The organism is Arthrobacter sp. UYCu723 (assembly GCF_054059215.1).
The window spans coordinates 1,825,752-1,842,201 of the sequence record NZ_JBSSBW010000001.1; the positions used below are offsets into that span (position 1 = coordinate 1,825,752).

16 protein-coding genes and 1 pseudogene are annotated in these 16,450 nt (G+C 69.0%); 13 read left to right on the forward strand and 4 right to left on the reverse strand.

Features of this window, described 5'->3' with window-relative positions; translation table 11 throughout:
• Positions 1-41 precede the first annotated feature (41 nt).
• The 11 genes and pseudogenes from ACVWZ8_RS08535 to ACVWZ8_RS08585 all read left to right on the forward strand — a co-directional run bounded on the left by ACVWZ8_RS08535 (position 42) and on the right by ACVWZ8_RS08585 (position 10,784).
• Complete coding sequence (locus tag ACVWZ8_RS08535; RefSeq protein ID WP_456504369.1) at positions 42-923, forward strand: shikimate dehydrogenase; 882 nt, start codon at positions 42-44, stop codon at positions 921-923.
• Positions 923-2,899 (forward strand): bifunctional sugar phosphate isomerase/epimerase/4-hydroxyphenylpyruvate dioxygenase family protein, encoded by a 1,977-nt coding sequence (locus tag ACVWZ8_RS08540; protein WP_456504370.1) that lies wholly within the window; start codon positions 923-925, stop codon positions 2,897-2,899. Before ACVWZ8_RS08535 ends, ACVWZ8_RS08540 begins: the two co-directional genes overlap by 1 nt.
• A 70-nt stretch (positions 2,900-2,969) precedes the next feature.
• Positions 2,970-3,866 carry a protocatechuate 3,4-dioxygenase subunit beta gene (pcaH, locus tag ACVWZ8_RS08545; protein WP_456504371.1) on the forward strand — a complete coding sequence of 299 codons (897 nt, stop codon included), beginning with the start codon at positions 2,970-2,972 and terminating at the stop codon, positions 3,864-3,866.
• The gene (gene pcaG, locus ACVWZ8_RS08550) at positions 3,859-4,449 is read left to right on the forward strand and encodes a protocatechuate 3,4-dioxygenase subunit alpha (RefSeq protein ID WP_426975242.1); all 591 of its coding nucleotides are present in this window, start codon (positions 3,859-3,861) and stop codon (positions 4,447-4,449) included. Before pcaH ends, pcaG begins: the two co-directional genes overlap by 8 nt.
• The gene (locus tag ACVWZ8_RS08555; RefSeq protein WP_456504372.1) at positions 4,446-5,945 is read left to right on the forward strand and encodes a lyase family protein; all 1,500 of its coding nucleotides are present in this window, start codon (positions 4,446-4,448) and stop codon (positions 5,943-5,945) included. Before pcaG ends, ACVWZ8_RS08555 begins: the two co-directional genes overlap by 4 nt.
• Positions 5,938-6,759: an alpha/beta fold hydrolase gene (locus ACVWZ8_RS08560; RefSeq protein WP_426975240.1), complete on the forward strand. Its 822-nt coding sequence runs from the start codon at positions 5,938-5,940 to the stop codon at positions 6,757-6,759. The genes ACVWZ8_RS08555 and ACVWZ8_RS08560 overlap by 8 nt, the downstream gene beginning before the upstream one ends.
• Positions 6,756-7,208, forward strand: a complete 453-nt coding sequence (pcaC, locus tag ACVWZ8_RS08565) for a 4-carboxymuconolactone decarboxylase (RefSeq protein ID WP_456504373.1) — start codon at positions 6,756-6,758, stop codon at positions 7,206-7,208. Before ACVWZ8_RS08560 ends, pcaC begins: the two co-directional genes overlap by 4 nt.
• A gap of 80 nt (positions 7,209-7,288) precedes the next feature.
• Positions 7,289-8,516, forward strand: a pseudogene (locus ACVWZ8_RS08570) (thiolase family protein).
• Between the two features lie 3 nt (positions 8,517-8,519).
• Entirely contained in the window at positions 8,520-9,179 is a 660-nt protein-coding gene (locus tag ACVWZ8_RS08575) for a 3-oxoacid CoA-transferase subunit A (RefSeq protein WP_426975236.1), read from the forward strand.
• A 1-nt stretch (position 9,180) separates the two neighbouring features.
• Positions 9,181-9,855, forward strand: coding sequence for a 3-oxoacid CoA-transferase subunit B (locus ACVWZ8_RS08580; protein WP_456504374.1), 675 nt, complete (start codon positions 9,181-9,183; stop codon positions 9,853-9,855).
• 113 nt (positions 9,856-9,968) lie between these two features.
• Positions 9,969-10,784 (forward strand): IclR family transcriptional regulator domain-containing protein, encoded by an 816-nt coding sequence (locus ACVWZ8_RS08585; RefSeq protein ID WP_456504375.1) that lies wholly within the window; start codon positions 9,969-9,971, stop codon positions 10,782-10,784.
• A 3-nt stretch (positions 10,785-10,787) separates the two neighbouring features.
• Here ACVWZ8_RS08585 and ACVWZ8_RS08590 read toward each other — a convergent pair whose 3' ends face one another.
• Positions 10,788-11,027, reverse strand: coding sequence for a hypothetical protein (locus tag ACVWZ8_RS08590; RefSeq protein WP_426975232.1), 240 nt, complete (start codon positions 11,025-11,027; stop codon positions 10,788-10,790).
• 229 nt (positions 11,028-11,256) lie between these two features.
• On the opposite strand from ACVWZ8_RS08590, the gene ACVWZ8_RS08595 reads away from it, so the two are divergent.
• Entirely contained in the window at positions 11,257-12,225 is a 969-nt protein-coding gene (locus tag ACVWZ8_RS08595; protein WP_456504376.1) for a diacylglycerol/lipid kinase family protein, read from the forward strand.
• On the opposite strand, the gene ACVWZ8_RS08600 is transcribed toward ACVWZ8_RS08595, so the two are convergent.
• Positions 12,222-13,118: an amino acid-binding protein gene (locus ACVWZ8_RS08600; RefSeq protein ID WP_456504377.1), complete on the reverse strand. Its 897-nt coding sequence runs from the start codon at positions 13,116-13,118 to the stop codon at positions 12,222-12,224. The genes ACVWZ8_RS08595 and ACVWZ8_RS08600 overlap by 4 nt on opposite strands.
• Positions 13,119-13,180: 62 nt before the next feature.
• Complete coding sequence (gene mscL / locus ACVWZ8_RS08605) at positions 13,181-13,696, reverse strand: large conductance mechanosensitive channel protein MscL (RefSeq protein ID WP_426979694.1); 516 nt, start codon at positions 13,694-13,696, stop codon at positions 13,181-13,183.
• A 223-nt stretch (positions 13,697-13,919) separates the two neighbouring features.
• On the opposite strand from mscL, the gene ACVWZ8_RS08610 reads away from it, so the two are divergent.
• Positions 13,920-14,999 carry an FUSC family protein gene (locus tag ACVWZ8_RS08610; RefSeq protein ID WP_456504378.1) on the forward strand — a complete coding sequence of 360 codons (1,080 nt, stop codon included), beginning with the start codon at positions 13,920-13,922 and terminating at the stop codon, positions 14,997-14,999.
• Here ACVWZ8_RS08610 and ACVWZ8_RS08615 read toward each other — a convergent pair.
• A complete protein-coding gene (locus ACVWZ8_RS08615; RefSeq protein ID WP_426979692.1) occupies positions 14,996-16,279 on the reverse strand; it encodes an MFS transporter in 1,284 nt (427 codons plus the stop codon). The genes ACVWZ8_RS08610 and ACVWZ8_RS08615 overlap by 4 nt on opposite strands.
• Positions 16,280-16,450 lie beyond the last annotated feature (171 nt).

Genomic DNA, 16,450 nt, shown 5'->3' on the forward strand with positions numbered 1-16,450 from the left:
GTCCCCGCCGGCCGAGTGCCGTTGTCAAAGGAGCTATACGGATGAGCAATCGAGCAGAGTCCTTCCTCGTGGGACTGGTGGGTGATGGCGTGATGCCGTCACTTACTCCCTATATGCACGAACGCGAAGGCGACCTCCAGGGCCTCCGGTACCTCTACCGCCCCATCGACCTCCTGGAGCTGGGGCTCCCCGGCGCGGCCGTGGGCGAGCTCCTCACCGGCGCGCAGCGCCTCGGCTTCAACGGGCTGAACATCACCCACCCGTGCAAGCAGCTGGTCCTGGAATGCCTGGATGAGGTCACGCCCGACGCCCGGCGCCTCGGCGCGGTGAACACAGTGACCATCCGGGACGGCCGATTCGTCGGCCACAACACCGATTTCTCCGGCTTCGCCGCGGCCCTGGCCTCGGGCCTGCCCGGCGCCAAGCTGGACCGCGTGGTGCAGCTGGGCGCCGGCGGTGCCGGGTCCGCCGTCGCCTACGCCCTGCTCACCGCCGGGGTCCAAGAACTCGAGCTCGTGGACACCGACGCCGGGCGCTGCGCGGCGCGCGCCACCGAACTCGCCGGGTTCTTTCCGGACCAGAAAGTCACGGCCCGGACGACGGCGGAGCTGCCGCGGCTGATGCCGCAGGCCGACGGTCTGGTGCACTGCACCCCGGTGGGCATGGCCGCCCACCCGGGCGTTCCGCTGGACATGTCCCACGTGGAGTCCCGGCACTGGGTCGCGGACATCGTCTACCGCCCGATCGAGACCGAACTGGTCCGCGAGGCCCGGGCGAAGGGCTGCGAGGTGCTCGACGGCGGACGGATGGCCGTCGGCCAGGCTGCCGACGCCTTCCGGATCTTCACCGGTCTCGAGCCCGATGCGGAGCGTATGCGGGCCCACTTCCTGGAGCTCGTCGCCGCGGAAGAGGTGGCCGCCTGATGCGCACCGGAATCGCCACCGTGTGCCTCTCCGGCACGCTGCGGGAGAAGTTGCAGGCCTGCGCCGTCGCCGGCTTCGACGGGATCGAGATCTTCGAGCAGGACCTCGTCACGTCCCCGCTGAGCCCGGAGGACGTCCGGAAGATGGCCGCGGACCTGGGCCTGAGCCTGGATCTCTACCAGCCGTTCCGCGACTTCGACAGCGTCCCGGAGGAACTGCTCGCCGCCAACCTGCGCCGCGCGGAGGCCAAGTTCCGGCTGATGTCCCGCCTCGGCATGGACACCGTCCTGGTCTGCTCCAACGTGGGCACCGCCAGCATCGACGACGACGACCTCCGCGCCGCCCAGCTTTCCCGGCTGGCCGGGCTCGCCGCCGACCACGGCATCAAGGTGGCCTACGAGGCGCTCGCGTGGGGCAAATATGTCAACGACTACGAGCATGCCCACCGGCTGGTGCAGACGGTGGACCACCCCAATCTGGGCACCTGCCTGGACTCCTTCCACATCCTGTCCCGTGACTGGGACACCGCGCCGATCGAGTCCTTCAATCCGGACAAGATCTTCTTCGTGCAGGTCGCCGATGCGCCGAAGCTGTCCTTGGACGTGCTGTCCTGGAGCCGGCACTACCGCGTGTTCCCGGGCGAGGGGCAGTTCGAACTCGCCAAATTCCTGGGCCACGTGGTCCGGGCCGGCTACACCGGACCGGTCTCCCTCGAGGTCTTCAACGACGTCTTCCGCCAGTCCGACGTCGAACGCACCGCCGTGGATGCCATGCGCTCGCTCATCTGGCTGGAGGAACAAAGCGCCAAGTGGCTCGACGCGAACCCGGCTGCCGCCGGCCCGGACGGCCAGTCCGCCGGCCTCGTCCCGGGTACCCGCCGCCGGTACCCGATGGAACTGGCCACGCTCCCGCAGGTGGCCGAACCCGCCGGTTTCAACTTCGCCGAGGTCCGGGCTGCGGACACCGCCGCGCTGGAGACCCTGCTGGGCCAGCTCGGCTTCGCGTTCAACGGCCGGCACCGGACCAAGAACGTGCAATTGTGGACCATGGGTCACGCCCGCGTCATCATCAACGAAGAGTCGGCGGGTGCCGAAAGTTCCGGGACGGCCACCGCCCCTGCCATTTCCGCTGCCATTTCCGCGGTGGGGTTCGACGTCGATTCCCCGGTGATTGCCGCCGCCCGCGCCCAGCAGCTCAAGGCCCCGGCCGTGCCGCGCAAGAGCCAGGCCGACGAGGAGATCTTCCAGGGCTTCGCGGCCCCGGACTCCACCGAGATCTTCCTCTGCCAGGGCAGCCCCGACGGCACCGCCGCGTGGACCCGGGAATTCGGCGAAGGACTGGAACTCCCCGCCGCGGGCCGGGCCGGGGCTCCGGGCGCCGTGATCGACCACGTCAACCTCGCCCAGCCTTGGCAGCACTTCGACGAAGCCGTGCTCTTCTACACGAGCGCCCTCGCGCTGGAACCGCAGCCGTACGCCGAAGTCGCCAGCCCCACCGGGCTGATCCGCTCCCAGGTGATGCTGACCCGGGACCGCGGCGTCCGCCTGGTGCTGAACCTGGCCCCGCTGCTCCAGCAGGAAGGGACCACGCCGAGCGCGGCAGGGACCGGCGGCACCGGCCAGCGCCGGAGCTACCAGGAACACATCGCCTTCGCGGTGGACGACCTCGTGGCGACGGCCCGCGCCGCCCAGGCCCGCGGCCTGGACTTCCTGCGGATCCCGGAAAACTACTACGAGGATCTGGAGGCGCGGTTCGACCTGGAGCCGGCTTTCCTGGCCACCCTCCGGGAGCTCAACCTGCTCTACGACCGCGATGCCGACGGCGAATTCCTGCACTTCTACACCGCCACCGTCGGCAGCGTGTTCTTTGAAATGGTGGAACGCCGCGGCGCCTACGACGGCTACGGGGCACCGAACGCCCCGGTGCGGCACGCCGTCCAGTACGACCACCTGCACCAGCTGAAGCCCACCCCCTGAGCCGAACCCCCTGAGTCGAACCCCCTGGCCGAACCGACCAGTACCCACACCCAACGAAAAGGAGGCTGCCGTGCCTGAAGAGATCAACCTCGAGGTCTACAACGCGGATCCGCTCACCGAGGACGTGTCCGACAAAGCCACCGGGGCCGCACCGACGACGCACCCGCCGCTGGATGCCGCCGCGGAGTCGCAGGCGGACCTCAGCGCCGAGATGAAAGCCCTTGGCGACGCCTACGCACAGGCGCTCCAGAACGCCGCCCCGGCCGAGGTCCAGCCCCGGCTGGACTACGCGCCCTACCGCAGCAGCATCCTGCGCCATCCGACCAAGGACCTGCACCACGCGGACCCGGAAACCATCGAGCTGTTCTCCCCGGCGTTCGGGCACATGGACGTGCACGCGCTGGAATCGGACCTCACCATCCAGCACAACGGGGAACCGCTGGGCGAACGCATCGTCGTCTCGGGCCGCGTGCTCGACGGCGACGGCCGTCCCGTGGCCGGGCAGCTCGTGGAGATCTGGCAGGCCAACTCCGCCGGCCGCTACATCCACAAGAGGGACCAGCACCCGGCCCCCCTCGACCCGAACTTCACCGGCGTCGGCCGCTGCATCACGGGTGCCGACGGCTCCTACAGTTTCACCACCATCAAGCCCGGCGCCTACCCCTGGAAGAACCACCTCAACGCCTGGCGCCCGGCGCACATCCACTTCTCGCTGTTCGGCCAGGAATTCACCCAGCGGATCGTCACCCAGATGTACTTCCCCGGGGACCAGCTCTTCCCGCTGGACCCGATCTACCAGTCCATCGTGGACCAGGACGCCCGGGACCGGCTCGTGGCCACGTACAACCACGAGCAGACCAGGCCCGAATGGGCGCTGGCGTACAACTGGGACATTGTCCTGACCGGGTCGAAGCGGACCTGGACCGAGAACGAGGCCCTGGGAGCAGAAAGTGATGATCATGAGTAACCCCACCAAACTCACCCCCACTCCCGGACAGACCGTCGGACCGTTCTACGGCTACGCGCTGCCCTACCCGAAGGACCGCGAGCTTCTGGCTCCCGGCTCCCCGGGCTCCATCCGGCTGCAGGGCACGGTCTACGACGGCGCCGGACACCCGATCCCGGACGCGATCCTGGAAATCTGGCAGGCCGACGCCGACGGCAATGTCCCGCAGCACGCGGGTTCGCTCGTGCGGGACGGCTACACCTTCACCGGCTTCGGCCGCAGCGCGGTGGGCAACACCGGGGCCTACACCTTCACGACGGTGAACCCGGGTCCCACAGAAGAAGGCGCGGCGCCGTTCATCTCCGTCGCGGTCTTCGCCCGCGGCCTGATGAACCGGCTCTTCACGCGTATCTACCTGCCGGAAAACGAGAAGGCCCTGGCCGCAGACGCGCTGCTGTCCTCGCTCGAGCCGGAACGCCGCCAGACGCTGATCGCACGCCGGGACGCCGACGGCGGCCTGACCTGGGACCTCCGGCTCCAGGGCGAGGGCGAGACCGTGTTCCTCGACTTCCATGGAACAAAAACACAGGACGCCTCGAAGTGACATCCTTCGAATCCGACGGCGGCGCCGGCCTGCACGGTGACTTTGGCCTGCTGAGTCCCGTGTCGGCGTCGCCCTTTGTGGCGGCGCTGACCGGGGACCGGGCAGTCCTGGCCGCCATCCTGCAGGTCGAGGCCGCCTGGGCCCAGGTCTTGGAGGAGGCGTCCCTCGCCCCGGCCGGTTCCGCCGCCGTGGTGGCGGCAGCAGCCGACGTGAGCCGATACGACGTCGCGGACATCGCCGTACGCGCCCAGGGCGGCGGTAACCCGGTGATCCCGCTGCTGGCAGATCTCCGTGCCCAGATCCGGGCCCTCGACACCACCGGAATCGGCGCTGACCTCGCCGTACACGCCTCGCTGACCAGCCAGGACGTCCTCGATACGGCCCTCATGCTGCTGGCCCGGGACGCCCTCCGCGGGCTCTTCACCGAGCTCGTGGCAGCGACTTCGGCGCTGTCCGCCCTCGCGGAACAGCACGCGGAAACGCTGTGCGTGGGCCGCAGCCTGACCCAGCATTCGCTGCCGTTCACATTCGGGCTCAAGGCCGCGCAATGGTTCGCCGGACTGGCCGCCGCGGCGCGCCGGCTGGGGGCCATTGAACTGCCGGTACAGGCCGGGGGAGCGGCCGGAACCCTGGCCGCGGGCACCGTGCTGACCGCCGGCATCGCAGTCACGCCCTTTGACCTGGCCGACCGTCTGGCCGCCGGACTGGGCCTCGCGCCCGTCCCCGCGCCGTGGCACACCAACCGGCTCGCCGTCACCGCACTGGGCGATGCCCTGGCCGCCGTGACCGACGCCGCCGGCAAGATCGCCGCCGATGTGCTCTTCCTGAGCCGCCCGGAAGTCGCCGAGCTGGCCGAGCCGCGCGCCGCCGGCCGGGGAGGCTCCTCGGCCATGCCGCAGAAGCAGAACCCCGTGCTGTCCGTGCTGATCCGCAGCGCAGCCCTGCAGGCACCCGGGCAGGCCGCCCAGCTGCACCTCGCCGCCGCCAACTTCAACGACGAACGCCCCGACGGTGCCTGGCACAGCGAATGGCCGGCGCTCCGCCAGCTGCTCCGGCTCGCCCTCGGTGCCGCCGGGCAGCTCCGCGAACTCGCCGAAGGGCTGCAGGTCTTCCCCGGCGCCATGCGCCGCAACCTCGGCCTCTCCGGACCGCTGCTGCTCAGCGAGGGCGTATCCGCTGCGGTGGCACCGCTCCTGGGACCGGACGATTCAGGCCAGACCGGCAAGCAACAGCTCCAGGCGGTCGTGGACCAGGCGCTCCGGGCACCGGCTTCGGAACAGGCCTCCACCTACCGCCGCCTCCTCCGCGCGGCCGTCCCGGACGAAAAACTCTCCGACGCCCGGCTTGAGGAACTGCTGGATCCGGCGAACTACCTCGGCCTGGCCGCCGAAATTTCCCGCCGCATCCTCGCGGCCTACCCCGAGTACGCCGGAACCGCAGCCGGCGCCCCCGACGCCTCACCGACCCCCGACCTGAACGGAGCCTCCCGTGGCTAGACCAACAGTCAAGGCAGTACTGCTTTCCCCCCAGCGCCCGCTCGGGGACAAGCCCCTCCTGGTGCTGGGGCCGTCCCTGGGCACCTCCACGTTCCTGTGGACCCAGGCCGGAGCGCTGCTCGGGGAGCAGGACGTCGACGTCGTCGCCTGGGACCTTCCCGGCCATGGCATCTCGCCCGCCGCCACGGAAACCTTCAGCGTCGCGGAACTGGCCGACGCCGTCGTCGAGCTGGTCGATTCGATCGCGCCGGGTGCGCGCTTCCACTACGCCGGCGTCTCCCTCGGCGGCGCCACCGGGCTGCAGCTGGGGATCAAGCACGGCGAACGGCTCAAGAGCCTGTCCGTGCAATGTTCCGGGGCGAAGCTCGGCACCCCCGAAGGGTGGCTGGAACGCGCCGACACCGTGCGCACCCAGGGCACCCCGGTGATGATCCAGGGCTCGGCGCAGCGCTGGTTCGGCCCCGGCTTCATGGACCGCGAGCCCGAGCGCAGCAGCCGCCTCTTGCACGCCCTGCGCGATGCCGACCGCTTCAGCTACGCCTTCTGCTGCGAAGCCCTCGCCGCCTATGACGTCCGGAACAACCTCGGCAGCATCAGCGTCCCCACCCAGGCCGTCGCCGGCGCGCACGACACCGTCGCCCCGCCGTCGTTCGCCGAGGAGATCGCCGAAGGCATCACCGCGGGCGGAGGCACCGCGAGTGCCGTGACACTCGGGGGCGTGGCACACCTGGCTCCGTTTGAGGCACCCGCGCACGTTGCCGAACTGCTGCGGAGCCTCATCGCCTGGACCGAATCCCGCGGAGCCGGCAAGTGACGGCCGCCGAGCGCAGCGGACCGGAAAGAAATGGCGTTGTCCAGCCCGACGCCACCAGCCAGCAAATCTACGACGGCGGCATGGCCGTCCGCCGCGAGGTGCTCGGGGCCGCGCACGTGGACCGCGCCAACGCCACCAAGGATGCCTTCACCGAGGACTTCCAGGACATGATCACCCGCATCGCCTGGGGCGGCATCTGGACCCGGCCGGGCCTGACCCGGCAGATGCGCTCCGCTGTCACCATCACCGCGATGGTGGCCCACGGGCACTGGGAAGAACTGGCCATGCACATCCGCGCCGCCCTCACCAACGGCCTGAGCAGGGACGAGGTCAAGGAAATCCTGCTGCAGACCGCCATCTACTGCGGGGTTCCCTCCGCCAATACCGCCTTCAAGACCGCCCAGCAGGTGTTTGCCGAGCTCGACGCAACCGCTAGTCCACCCAACTAGGCAGCACTAAGTGTCGTTTTGGGCCCTCATAACGACAATTACTGCTACCTAGTTGGGCCACAAAGAATCAGAGGAACACATTGAACCAGGCTTTTATTTACGACGCCGTGCGGACACCCTTCGGCAAGTTCGGCGGCAGCCTCGCCGCCGTCCGCCCGGACGATCTCGCCGCGCACGTGATCGGCGAGATCGTCAAGCGCGCCCCGGCCCTGGACGTCGAGCAGATCAACGAAGTGGTGTTCGGCAACGCCAAACGGCGCCGGCGAGGAAAACCGCAACGTCGCCCGGATGGGCACCTTGCTGGCCGGGCTGCCTGTCTCGATCCCGGGCACCACCGTCAACCGGCTCTGCGGCTCCTCGCTGGACGCGGCCATCATCGCGTCCCGCCAGATCAACACCGGCGACGCGGAGCTGATGCTGATCGGCGGGGTCGAATCCATGAGCCGCGCCCCCTGGGTGTTGCCCAAGACCGAGAAGCCGTACCCGGCAGGGGACCTCACCCTGGCCTCCACCACGCTGGGCTGGCGTCTGGTCAACAAGGCGATGCCTGCCGAGTGGACCATCTCCCTGGGCGAGGCCACGGAACGGCTGCGTGAAAAGTACGGCGTGACCCGCGAACAGCAGGACGAATTCTCGGCCAACTCGCACAACCTCGCCGCCGCGGCGTGGGAGGAAGGTTTCTACGACAACCTCGTCACCGTGGTGCCGGGCACAGGCCTCACCCGCGACGAGGGCATCCGCGCCGGCTCCTCGGCCGAGAAGCTTGCCGGACTCAAGACCGTGTTCCGCCCCGAGAACGGCACCGTCACCGCCGGCAACGCCTCCCCGCTGTCCGACGGCGCCTCCGCGGCCTGGCTCGGCAGCGAGAACGCCGCCGGCATGCTCGGCCTGGAGCCGCTGGCCCGCATCGCCGGCCGCGGCGCGCACGCGAACGATCCCCAGTTCTTCGGCTACGCCCCGGTGGAGGCCGCCAACAAGGCCCTCGCCAAGGCCGGCATCGGCTGGGACCAGGTGGGCGCCGTCGAACTCAATGAGGCCTTCGCCGCGCAGTCCCTGGCCTGCATCAACGCCTGGGGCATCGACCCGGGAATCGTGAACCGGCACGGCGGCGCCATCGCCATGGGCCACCCGCTGGGCGCCTCGGGCGGCCGTATCCTCGGCACCCTGGCCCGCAGCCTGCAGGCCTCCGGTGAGCGCTGGGGCGTCGCCGCGATCTGCATCGGCGTCGGGCAGGGCCTGGCCGTGGTCCTCGAAAACGTCACCGCTTCCGCCGTACCGTCGGCAAAAACAGTCACAGTAAAGGGATAGGACATGCTGAACTTCGTAGACAGCGTCGGCGAGGCCGTCGCCGGCGTCAAGGACGGCTCCACGGTGATGATCGGCGGCTTCGGCAACGCCGGCCAGCCGTTCGAACTCATCGACGCCCTGATGGACTGCGGCGCCACGGACCTGACGGTGGTCAACAACAACGCCGGCCAGGGCGACCAGGGCCTCGCGCTGCTGATCAAGGAAGGCCGGGTGAAAAAGATGATCTGCTCCTTCCCGCGGCAGTCCGACTCCTGGCACTTCGACGCCAAGTTCCGCGCCGGCGAGATCGAGCTCGAACTCGTGCCGCAGGGCAACCTGGCCGAGCGGATCCGCGCCGCCGGCGCCGGGATCGGCGGCTTCTTCACCCCCACCGGCTACGGCACCACGCTGGCCGAGGGCAAGGAAACCCGCATCCTCGACGGCCGCGGCCAGGTCTTCGAGACCCCCATCCACGCCGACGTCGCCCTCATCAAGGCGCTCACGGCGGACGGGAAGGGCAACCTCGTCTACCGCAAGACCGCCCGGAACTTCGGCCCCATCATGGCCGCAGCCGCCAGGCACACCGTGGTCCAGGTGTCCGAGATCGTGCCCACCGGAGGCCTCGACCCGGAAATCATCGTGACGCCCGGAATCTACGTCAACAGCATTGTGAAGGTGGCCTGAGATGAGCGTACAGACGAGTATCCAGACCTCCGACAATCCGCTGGGGCGCGATGACCTGGCCCGACTGGTGGCCCGGGACATCAAGCCGGGCTCCTTCGTGAACCTCGGCATCGGCCAGCCCACCCTGGTCTCCAACTACCTTGAGCCGGAGCAGAACATCACGCTCCACACCGAGAACGGCATGCTCGGCATGGGCCCGGAAGCCACCGGGGACCAGATCGACGGCGACCTCATCAACGCCGGCAAGATCCCGGTGACGGAACAGCCCGGGGCGTCCTACTTCCACCACGCCGACTCCTTCGCGATCATGCGTGGCGGGCACCTGGACATCTGCGTCCTCGGTGCCTTCCAGGTCTCGGCCACCGGGGACCTCGCCAACTGGCACACCGGTGCGCCGGACGCGATCCCGGCCGTCGGCGGCGCGATGGACCTCGCCACCGGGGCCAAGGACGTCTTCGTGATGATGACGCTCCTGACCCGCGACGGGGTGTCCAAGCTCGTGGAAGCCTGCACCTATCCGCTGACCGGGATTGGCTGCGTGACGCGCGTGTACACGGACAAGGCGGTCTTCCTGACCGGACCCGAGGGAGTCGAGGTCCGGGAAACCTTCGGCTGCACCCTGGCGGAGCTGCAGGCGATGGTGCCCGTGCCGCTCCAGGCCGCGGCCGCCGTCTGACCCTGGGGCCGAACGGGCACTTCAGGCCCGCAAATCGGCGGTTTCGGGGCCTGAAGTGCCCGTTCGCGCGGGATCGCGCGGGATAAAGTGTTGCGAGACCGAGAGGCGTGGAAATGATTGAGGCAGCAAGCGGCGTCAGGAGCGATGGCGCGCCCGCGGCCAGCGACCAGTACGTGCAGTCGCTGGCGCGCGGGCTCGCGGTGATCCGGGCCTTCGACACGGACCACCCGAAGATGACGCTGACCGAGGTGGCCGCACGGACGGACCTGACCCGGGCCACCGCCCGGCGGTTCCTGCACACCCTGGTGGAGCTGGGGTACGTCCGCACCGACGGCAAGGTCTTCGCGCTGACCGCCAAAGTGCTGCAGCTGGGCTACGCCTACCTGTCCGGGCTGTCCCTGCCGCAACTCGCACAGCCGCATCTCGAGGAGCTGTCGCTCCAGCTGGGCGAATCGACCTCGGCCGCCGTGCTGGACGGGACGGACATCGCCTACATCGCCCGGGTGGCCACCCGCCGGATCATGACCGTCGGCATCACGGTGGGCACCCGGTTCCCGGCCTACGCGACGTCGATGGGCCGGGTCCTGCTCGCGGCGCTCCCGCCCGCCGAGCTCGCGCAATACCTCGCCGCCGCCGAGATCCGCCCCCTGACGCCACGGGCAATCTGCACCGGGGAGGCGCTGCAGGCTGAGCTGGCTGTGGTGCGCTCGCAGGGCTGGTGCCTGCTGAACCAGGAACTCGAACTGGGGCTGATGTCCGTCGCGGCGCCGGTCCATGACGGGCCCAAGGTGGTCGCCGCGATCAATGTCTCGCTGCAGGCCCAGTCCGTGGCCGCGCAGCCGGACCCGGAGGCCTACCTGGACTCGGTGCGGAAGGCTACCGTGGCCACCGCGGCACTGGTCTCCGCGGACCTGTCCGGCGGGCGTTAGCTGTCAGCTCTCGGGGTCTTTGACCGGTGCCGTGGACACGGTGATGGTGACCCCGGAGGCGTCGTCACGGATCTTGAGGTGCAGTTCCCTGCCCACGAGTGAGGAGTGGATGTCCTCGCTGTCCTCGGGTGCGAGCTGCTCAGCCAGCCGCGTGACCGCCAGTGCCATCGCCCGTCCCCAGTCATGGGGATCCGTGCTGGACGCCTCAGCCTCGGCTGAGTAGTTTTCCTGTGGTTCGGTCATGTGCCCCCGCCTCCATTGTCCGGAGCGCGGCCTGTCCGGCTGATCCGGGCAGGCATCCGGCCGGCTGTCAGAAAAGCCCGGCACGCTCCAGTACATAAGCATGGCCAGTTTAGTGACGGCGGTGCGGCAACGTCCATGATCGGCGGCCCCGCTGCCTAAGTTACGCGGGGAAATCCCGCTAGGATTTCACTTCGGGACACTTCCCGCCCACCCGCCCGTGAAGGACACCATGACAGAGAACAACCCCGCGCTTGATGGCAAAACGCCTGAAGGCACAACGCCTGATGGCACGACACAGCCCAGGCGCGCCGCCGTGATCATCAACCCCATGAAATCCTCGGGCGAAGATTTCAAGGCGGCCTTCCACCGGCTGTGCGCGACGCAGGGCTGGGCCGAGCCGCTCTGGCTGGAGACCACTGCGGAGGACACCGGCCTGGGCCAGGCCCGCGAGGCATTGGAGGCGGAGGTCGACGTCGTCATTGCCGCCGGCGGGGACGGCACCGTCCGCTGCGTGGCCGAGATCCTTGCCGGCACCGGAACGCCGATGGGCCTCGTCCCGATGGGAACGGGCAACCTGCTGGCCCGCAACCTCGGGATCGACATCACTGATCCCGTTGCCGCCAGCCATGACATCCTGACCGGCACGGATGCCAAGGTGGACGTGGTCAAGGCGAGCCTGGACCACTCGGAGGACGAACAGCTTTTTCTCGTGATGGCCGGGCTCGGCTACGACGCCGCGATCATGGCGAACACGGTGGACGGACTCAAGGACCGCGTGGGCTGGCTCGCCTACGTCGAGGCCGGGATCCGCCACCTGCCCGGCAAGCCCGTCAAGGCGAAGATCAGCATCGACGGACAGCACCCGGTCCGCCGCCGGATCCGCAGTGTGATGGTGGGAAACTGCGGCAAGATCATGGGCGGCGTGGAGGTCTTCCCCGACGCCAAGCTGGATGATGGCATCCTCGACGTCGTGATCCTGGCGCCCGCAGGGAAGCTTGGCTGGCTCACCGTGCTCGCCGGAGTGTTCGGCCGGAAGAACAGCAAGAACACGTCCGTGGAGTACTTCAGGGGCAAGTCAGCGGAGATCGAGCTTGATCACGGGCAGGAATTCCAGCTCGACGGCGACCACACCGGCAAGGCCAAGCACCTCAAGGTGACGGTCGAACACGAGGCCCTGACAGTCCGGATGACGGTCTAGGCAGGATCTGCCGGCGCGGCCGGACGGCGGGAAAGGATCTCGGCGAGCTCGGCCAGGCGGTGGGCGCGTGCGGACTCCGCCGGCGTGAACGGTTCGCCGGGCCGGGAGAACGTGATCGGTCCGTGCCAGGCGGTTGGGATCCTCAGGACGGTGCCGTCGCCTTGTGTGCCGTCCCCTGCTGTGCCGTCCCCTGCTGTGCCGTCCCTTTCGGGGGCTGTTTCGGCGGGGTCCGTGTCTGCATCCGGTGCCGGCTCGATCCGGGCGCGCAGCAGTTCCGCCACCGCCAGCGGTAGTTCCTCGGGATTCACCGCGATCCGGGCGGCCAGGCTCAGCGCACCGGTCTGGCCGTCCGCCATCGCCAACGCCGTGGTGGGCCAGACCTGCGGTTCACTGCCGCCGCCGTCGCGCAGGGCACGGAGCAGTTCGCCTTCGCGCAGTTCACCGGGCGCCGAGAGCACGAACTCGTCGAGCACGCCGCCGGCCACGGGGTGGACGTGGATGCTCAGGATGTTGGCGTCCAGCCGGGCCAGCGAATGCGTCACCTTCTGCAGGGAACCGGGGTGGTCCGTCAGTACCGTGCGGGCCCGCCAAAGGGCCGGGGCCGCTCCCAGCTTCTTGCGGTGGCGCAGGGCCGGGGCGTGCAGCCAGCTCCGCAGGATCCGGGCCGCGGAGGGCTCCGCGACCCAGATCACGAGGACGGTGGCGGTCAGGGTGAGGACCAGGACTTTGGCCAGGTAGGGCAGATGGGTTTCCACCACCGCGGCGTGCACGAGCAGTTCGATCGGCAGCATCACGGCGATATTGGCCAGGGTCAGCCGGGCCTTGGTCGGTTCGGGCATCTGGCCGCACACTTCGCAGCTCAGCTCGGAGGTTGCATGGGCTGTGGGCTTCATGGCTCCATGATGTCCGGCTGCTGTTACGGCCCTGTTGCGGGCCGGTGACTTTTTCAGTCGGTCTAGCGGCTGCGTGCGCCCGCGTGTTGGGCCGTGTGCTCACCGGCGTGGACGGCCGTGTGCTCACTGGTGTAGTCGGCCGTGTGGCCGGCCGCGTGTTCGCCGGTCCGTTCCGGGGCCGCGAGCTGGGTCAGCAGGTCGCGTATTTCGGCGAGCAGGGCGGTGTCCGCGGGCACGGGCTCCTCTTCGGGTTCCATTGTGGCGAGGCGCCTCTTGACGATCGTGTTGATCCGGTTCATGGGCGCCACGAAGATGAAGTAAACCACCGCCGCGGTGATCAGGAAGGTGACAAAGGCCGTGATGACCGCGCCGAAATTGACAAACGTTTTCTGGTTGCCCGGCCAGATGTGGAAGCCCAGTCCGTCGGTCTCGACGCCGCCGGCAGCGGCGATGATGGGGTTGACGATGTTCGAGGTGAATGCGCTGACGAGGGCGGTGAAGGCGGTGCCGACCACCACCGCGATGGACAGTTCGATCACGTTGCCGCGCAGGATGAAATCCTTGAATCCTTTGAGCATGGGGGTCCTCCGGGGTGCCTTGGCGTACGTCGTCCAGTGGTGACTCCGTTGGCGGGAATCAACCGCTAGACGCTACCACTTCCCTGCCTGTTTCCGCGGACCGTGACGGGTTCCACTCAATGGAGCGCGATGCGGATCCCGCACCGTTCCGGCGTAGAATCCAGTCTGGATGCCAGTGCCGCCGTCGTAATCATCGGACCGCAACGAAGGGCGCAGACCACTCGTGAAGCTGTTCGCCGAGATGTTCACCATGGCACCCGGCCACAAGGACTATCAGGTCGCCATCCGCTGCGCCGTCGGCGTCTTTGTCCCGCTGATCACCCTGGTGCTGCTGGACCGCCTGAATCTGGCCATCTTCGCCTCCTTCGGCGCCTTCACCGGGATCTACGGCCGAAATGAGCCGCACGCCAAACGCTTCGTCCTCCAGTTCCGCGCCGGGACGCTGATGCTGCTGGTTATGCTGCTGGCCGCCTTGGCAGCACGCGCGGGCGGTGCCCTTGGTCTCTCCACGGCGGACACCATCTGGATGCAGGTCGTCGCGACCACCCTGGTGGCCGGGGGCTGTTCGCTGATCGTCGCCTGGTGGCGGCTCCGCCCGGCGGGCTCGCTCTTCCACATCTTCGCTTTCGCGGCCATCGCCTCCATCCCCAGCCAGCCGCCGCTCTGGCAGGCCATGCTCGTGGCCGTGCTGACGGTCGCCTTCTCCCTGCTGATCGGTATGTCCTCCCGCGTGGCCCGGAGCCGCCGGAGCCCGTGGGTGTGGCCCCACCCCGCCCGGCTGACACCGGCCGAGAAACGGGCCGCACGGCTCGAAAGCCTCGGCTACCTCGTGGCTGCCGGGCTGGCCGGAACGCTCGGGACCCTGGCCGGCGAATGGCTGGGCTTCGGCCACAACTACTGGGCCATGGTGGCAGCCGTTGTCCCGCTCGTGGGGCACACCACCCGTCATCGTGTGAGCCGCGGGGTGCAGCGTATCGTCGGCACGGCCGTGGGGCTGGTCCTGCTGGCCGGGATCCTGCTGCTGCAGCCGGCGCCGTGGCAGACCGTGCTGGTGATCGCCGCCTGCCAGTTCGGCGCCGAGATGTTCATCGCCCGCCAGTATGTGCTCGCCCAGATTTTCGTGACGCCGCTGGCCCTGATCTCGACCCTGCTGGTGGCGCCCTCGGCTCCCGGGCTGCTGCTGCGGGACCGGATCCTGGAGACCGTCATCGGTGCCGCCGTCGGCATCGGCGTCGTGCTGGCGCCCACAGTGTGGCGCCAGCTGCGTGCCCGGCACGCAGCACGCCGCCGCCTGACGCCCTAGGCGTCCTCGGAGGCCGGCGCCCCGGCAGCCTGCGTCCCCGCCGGAGCCTTTGCCTCGGCCCCTGCCCTTTCCTGCGGCGCGGGGTGCGAGATCCGCTGCGGCACAATGGCCAGCGCGGCCACGGCAATCACGGCAGCTGCGGCAAAGGTGTAGAAACCCCACGGGTAGGCGATGCCGGCTGCCACCAGGGTGCCCGTCACTGCGGGGCCGAGGATCGCACCCAGCCGGCCGATGCCGGCGGAGTAGCCCAGTGCAGTGGCCCGCAGACGGCTGGGGAAGAGCTGGCTGACCCAGGCGTAAACGAGGACCTGGGAGCTGAAAACGAAGACGCCGGTGACGAAGACCGCCGCGTTGAGGAGCAGCTCGTTCTGAAGCTTGATGCTCAGCACGGCCAGGAGAACAGCTGACAGGCCGAACCACAGCAGGACCACCTTTTTGGCGCCGTGCTTGTCCGCGAGGATGCCGGCGATGACCAGTCCGACGACGGCGCCCACGTTGAGCACCAGCAGCTGTCCAATGCCCGCGGCGATGGAGTAGCCCGCGGAGGCCATGAGCTGCGGAAGCCACGTGTTCAGGCCGTAGACGAGCAGGAGCCCCATGAACGACGCGATCCCGACGCCGATTGCCACCACGGGGTAGGGCTTCCTGGCGAGGTCGCGGAAGCTGGCTGCCTCCGCAGGTTCGTCCGCCTGCTTGACCGGCGGCAGGGACTCGGGCAGCTTGAACCACAGGAACGGCAGGAGGGCCAGCCCGGCCATGCCGCCGATGACGAACATCATCCGCCAGTTGGGGATCAGCAGGAGTGCCAGGAAAGCAGTGATGACGGCACCGACGTGGTAGCCGGTCATGGTCCTTGTGGTGGACCGGCCGGCCGAGCCCTCCTTGGTGGCGTAGTCGTTCATGTAGGCCAGCGCCGCGGGCAGGCAGGCGCCGAGACCCAGGCCGGCAAGCAACCGGAAGGTGCTGAACACCAGGACGTTGGGGGCGATCACGACCGCGAGGGTGAACAAGGAGAACCAGGCGACGCAGGCGATCAGCAGCCGGCGGCGGCCGAACCGGTCCGAGAGCGGGGCGATGAAGAGCGCGCCCAGGCCCACGCCCACCAGGGAAATCGTGGCGGCCAAGGTGGCGCCCACGGCGTCGAACCCGAGTTCCTGGGTCTTGATCAGCGTCGGGATGACGGTGCCCAGCACCACCAGATCGAAACCGTCAAGCGCCATGGCCAGCCAGCACAGCCAAACAGGCCAGCGGGAAGTGCGGTCAGCGGACGTCATTGGCATGGCAACCTCGAAGATAGGGCTCGGCGTCGAGCGGGCAGGAAGGCGAAGGCCGGAGCGGCGGGTTCCGGTGCGTGACAACGGGCACTTCGGCTGGTTCCGACACGAGAGTTGTATCACCGGCAGGTGTAATGTGGGACACCACAAACCGTTCAATGGAATGCCGGGCGCCGC

Coding starts and splice junctions, on each gene's coding strand:
- ACVWZ8_RS08535 (WP_456504369.1), top strand. CDS start 42: ATGAGCAATCGAGCAGAGTCCTTCCTCGTGGGACTGGTGGGTGATGGC.
- ACVWZ8_RS08540 (WP_456504370.1), top strand. CDS start 923: ATGCGCACCGGAATCGCCACCGTGTGCCTCTCCGGCACGCTGCGGGAG.
- pcaG (WP_426975242.1), top strand. CDS start 3,859: ATGAGTAACCCCACCAAACTCACCCCCACTCCCGGACAGACCGTCGGA.
- ACVWZ8_RS08575 (WP_426975236.1), top strand. CDS start 8,520: ATGCTGAACTTCGTAGACAGCGTCGGCGAGGCCGTCGCCGGCGTCAAG.
- ACVWZ8_RS08580 (WP_456504374.1), top strand. CDS start 9,181: ATGAGCGTACAGACGAGTATCCAGACCTCCGACAATCCGCTGGGGCGC.
- ACVWZ8_RS08585 (WP_456504375.1), top strand. CDS start 9,969: ATGATTGAGGCAGCAAGCGGCGTCAGGAGCGATGGCGCGCCCGCGGCC.
- ACVWZ8_RS08590 (WP_426975232.1), bottom strand. CDS start 11,027: ATGACCGAACCACAGGAAAACTACTCAGCCGAGGCTGAGGCGTCCAGC.
- ACVWZ8_RS08595 (WP_456504376.1), top strand. CDS start 11,257: ATGACAGAGAACAACCCCGCGCTTGATGGCAAAACGCCTGAAGGCACA.
- ACVWZ8_RS08600 (WP_456504377.1), bottom strand. CDS start 13,118: ATGAAGCCCACAGCCCATGCAACCTCCGAGCTGAGCTGCGAAGTGTGC.
- mscL (WP_426979694.1), bottom strand. CDS start 13,696: ATGCTCAAAGGATTCAAGGATTTCATCCTGCGCGGCAACGTGATCGAA.
- ACVWZ8_RS08615 (WP_426979692.1), bottom strand. CDS start 16,279: ATGCCAATGACGTCCGCTGACCGCACTTCCCGCTGGCCTGTTTGGCTG.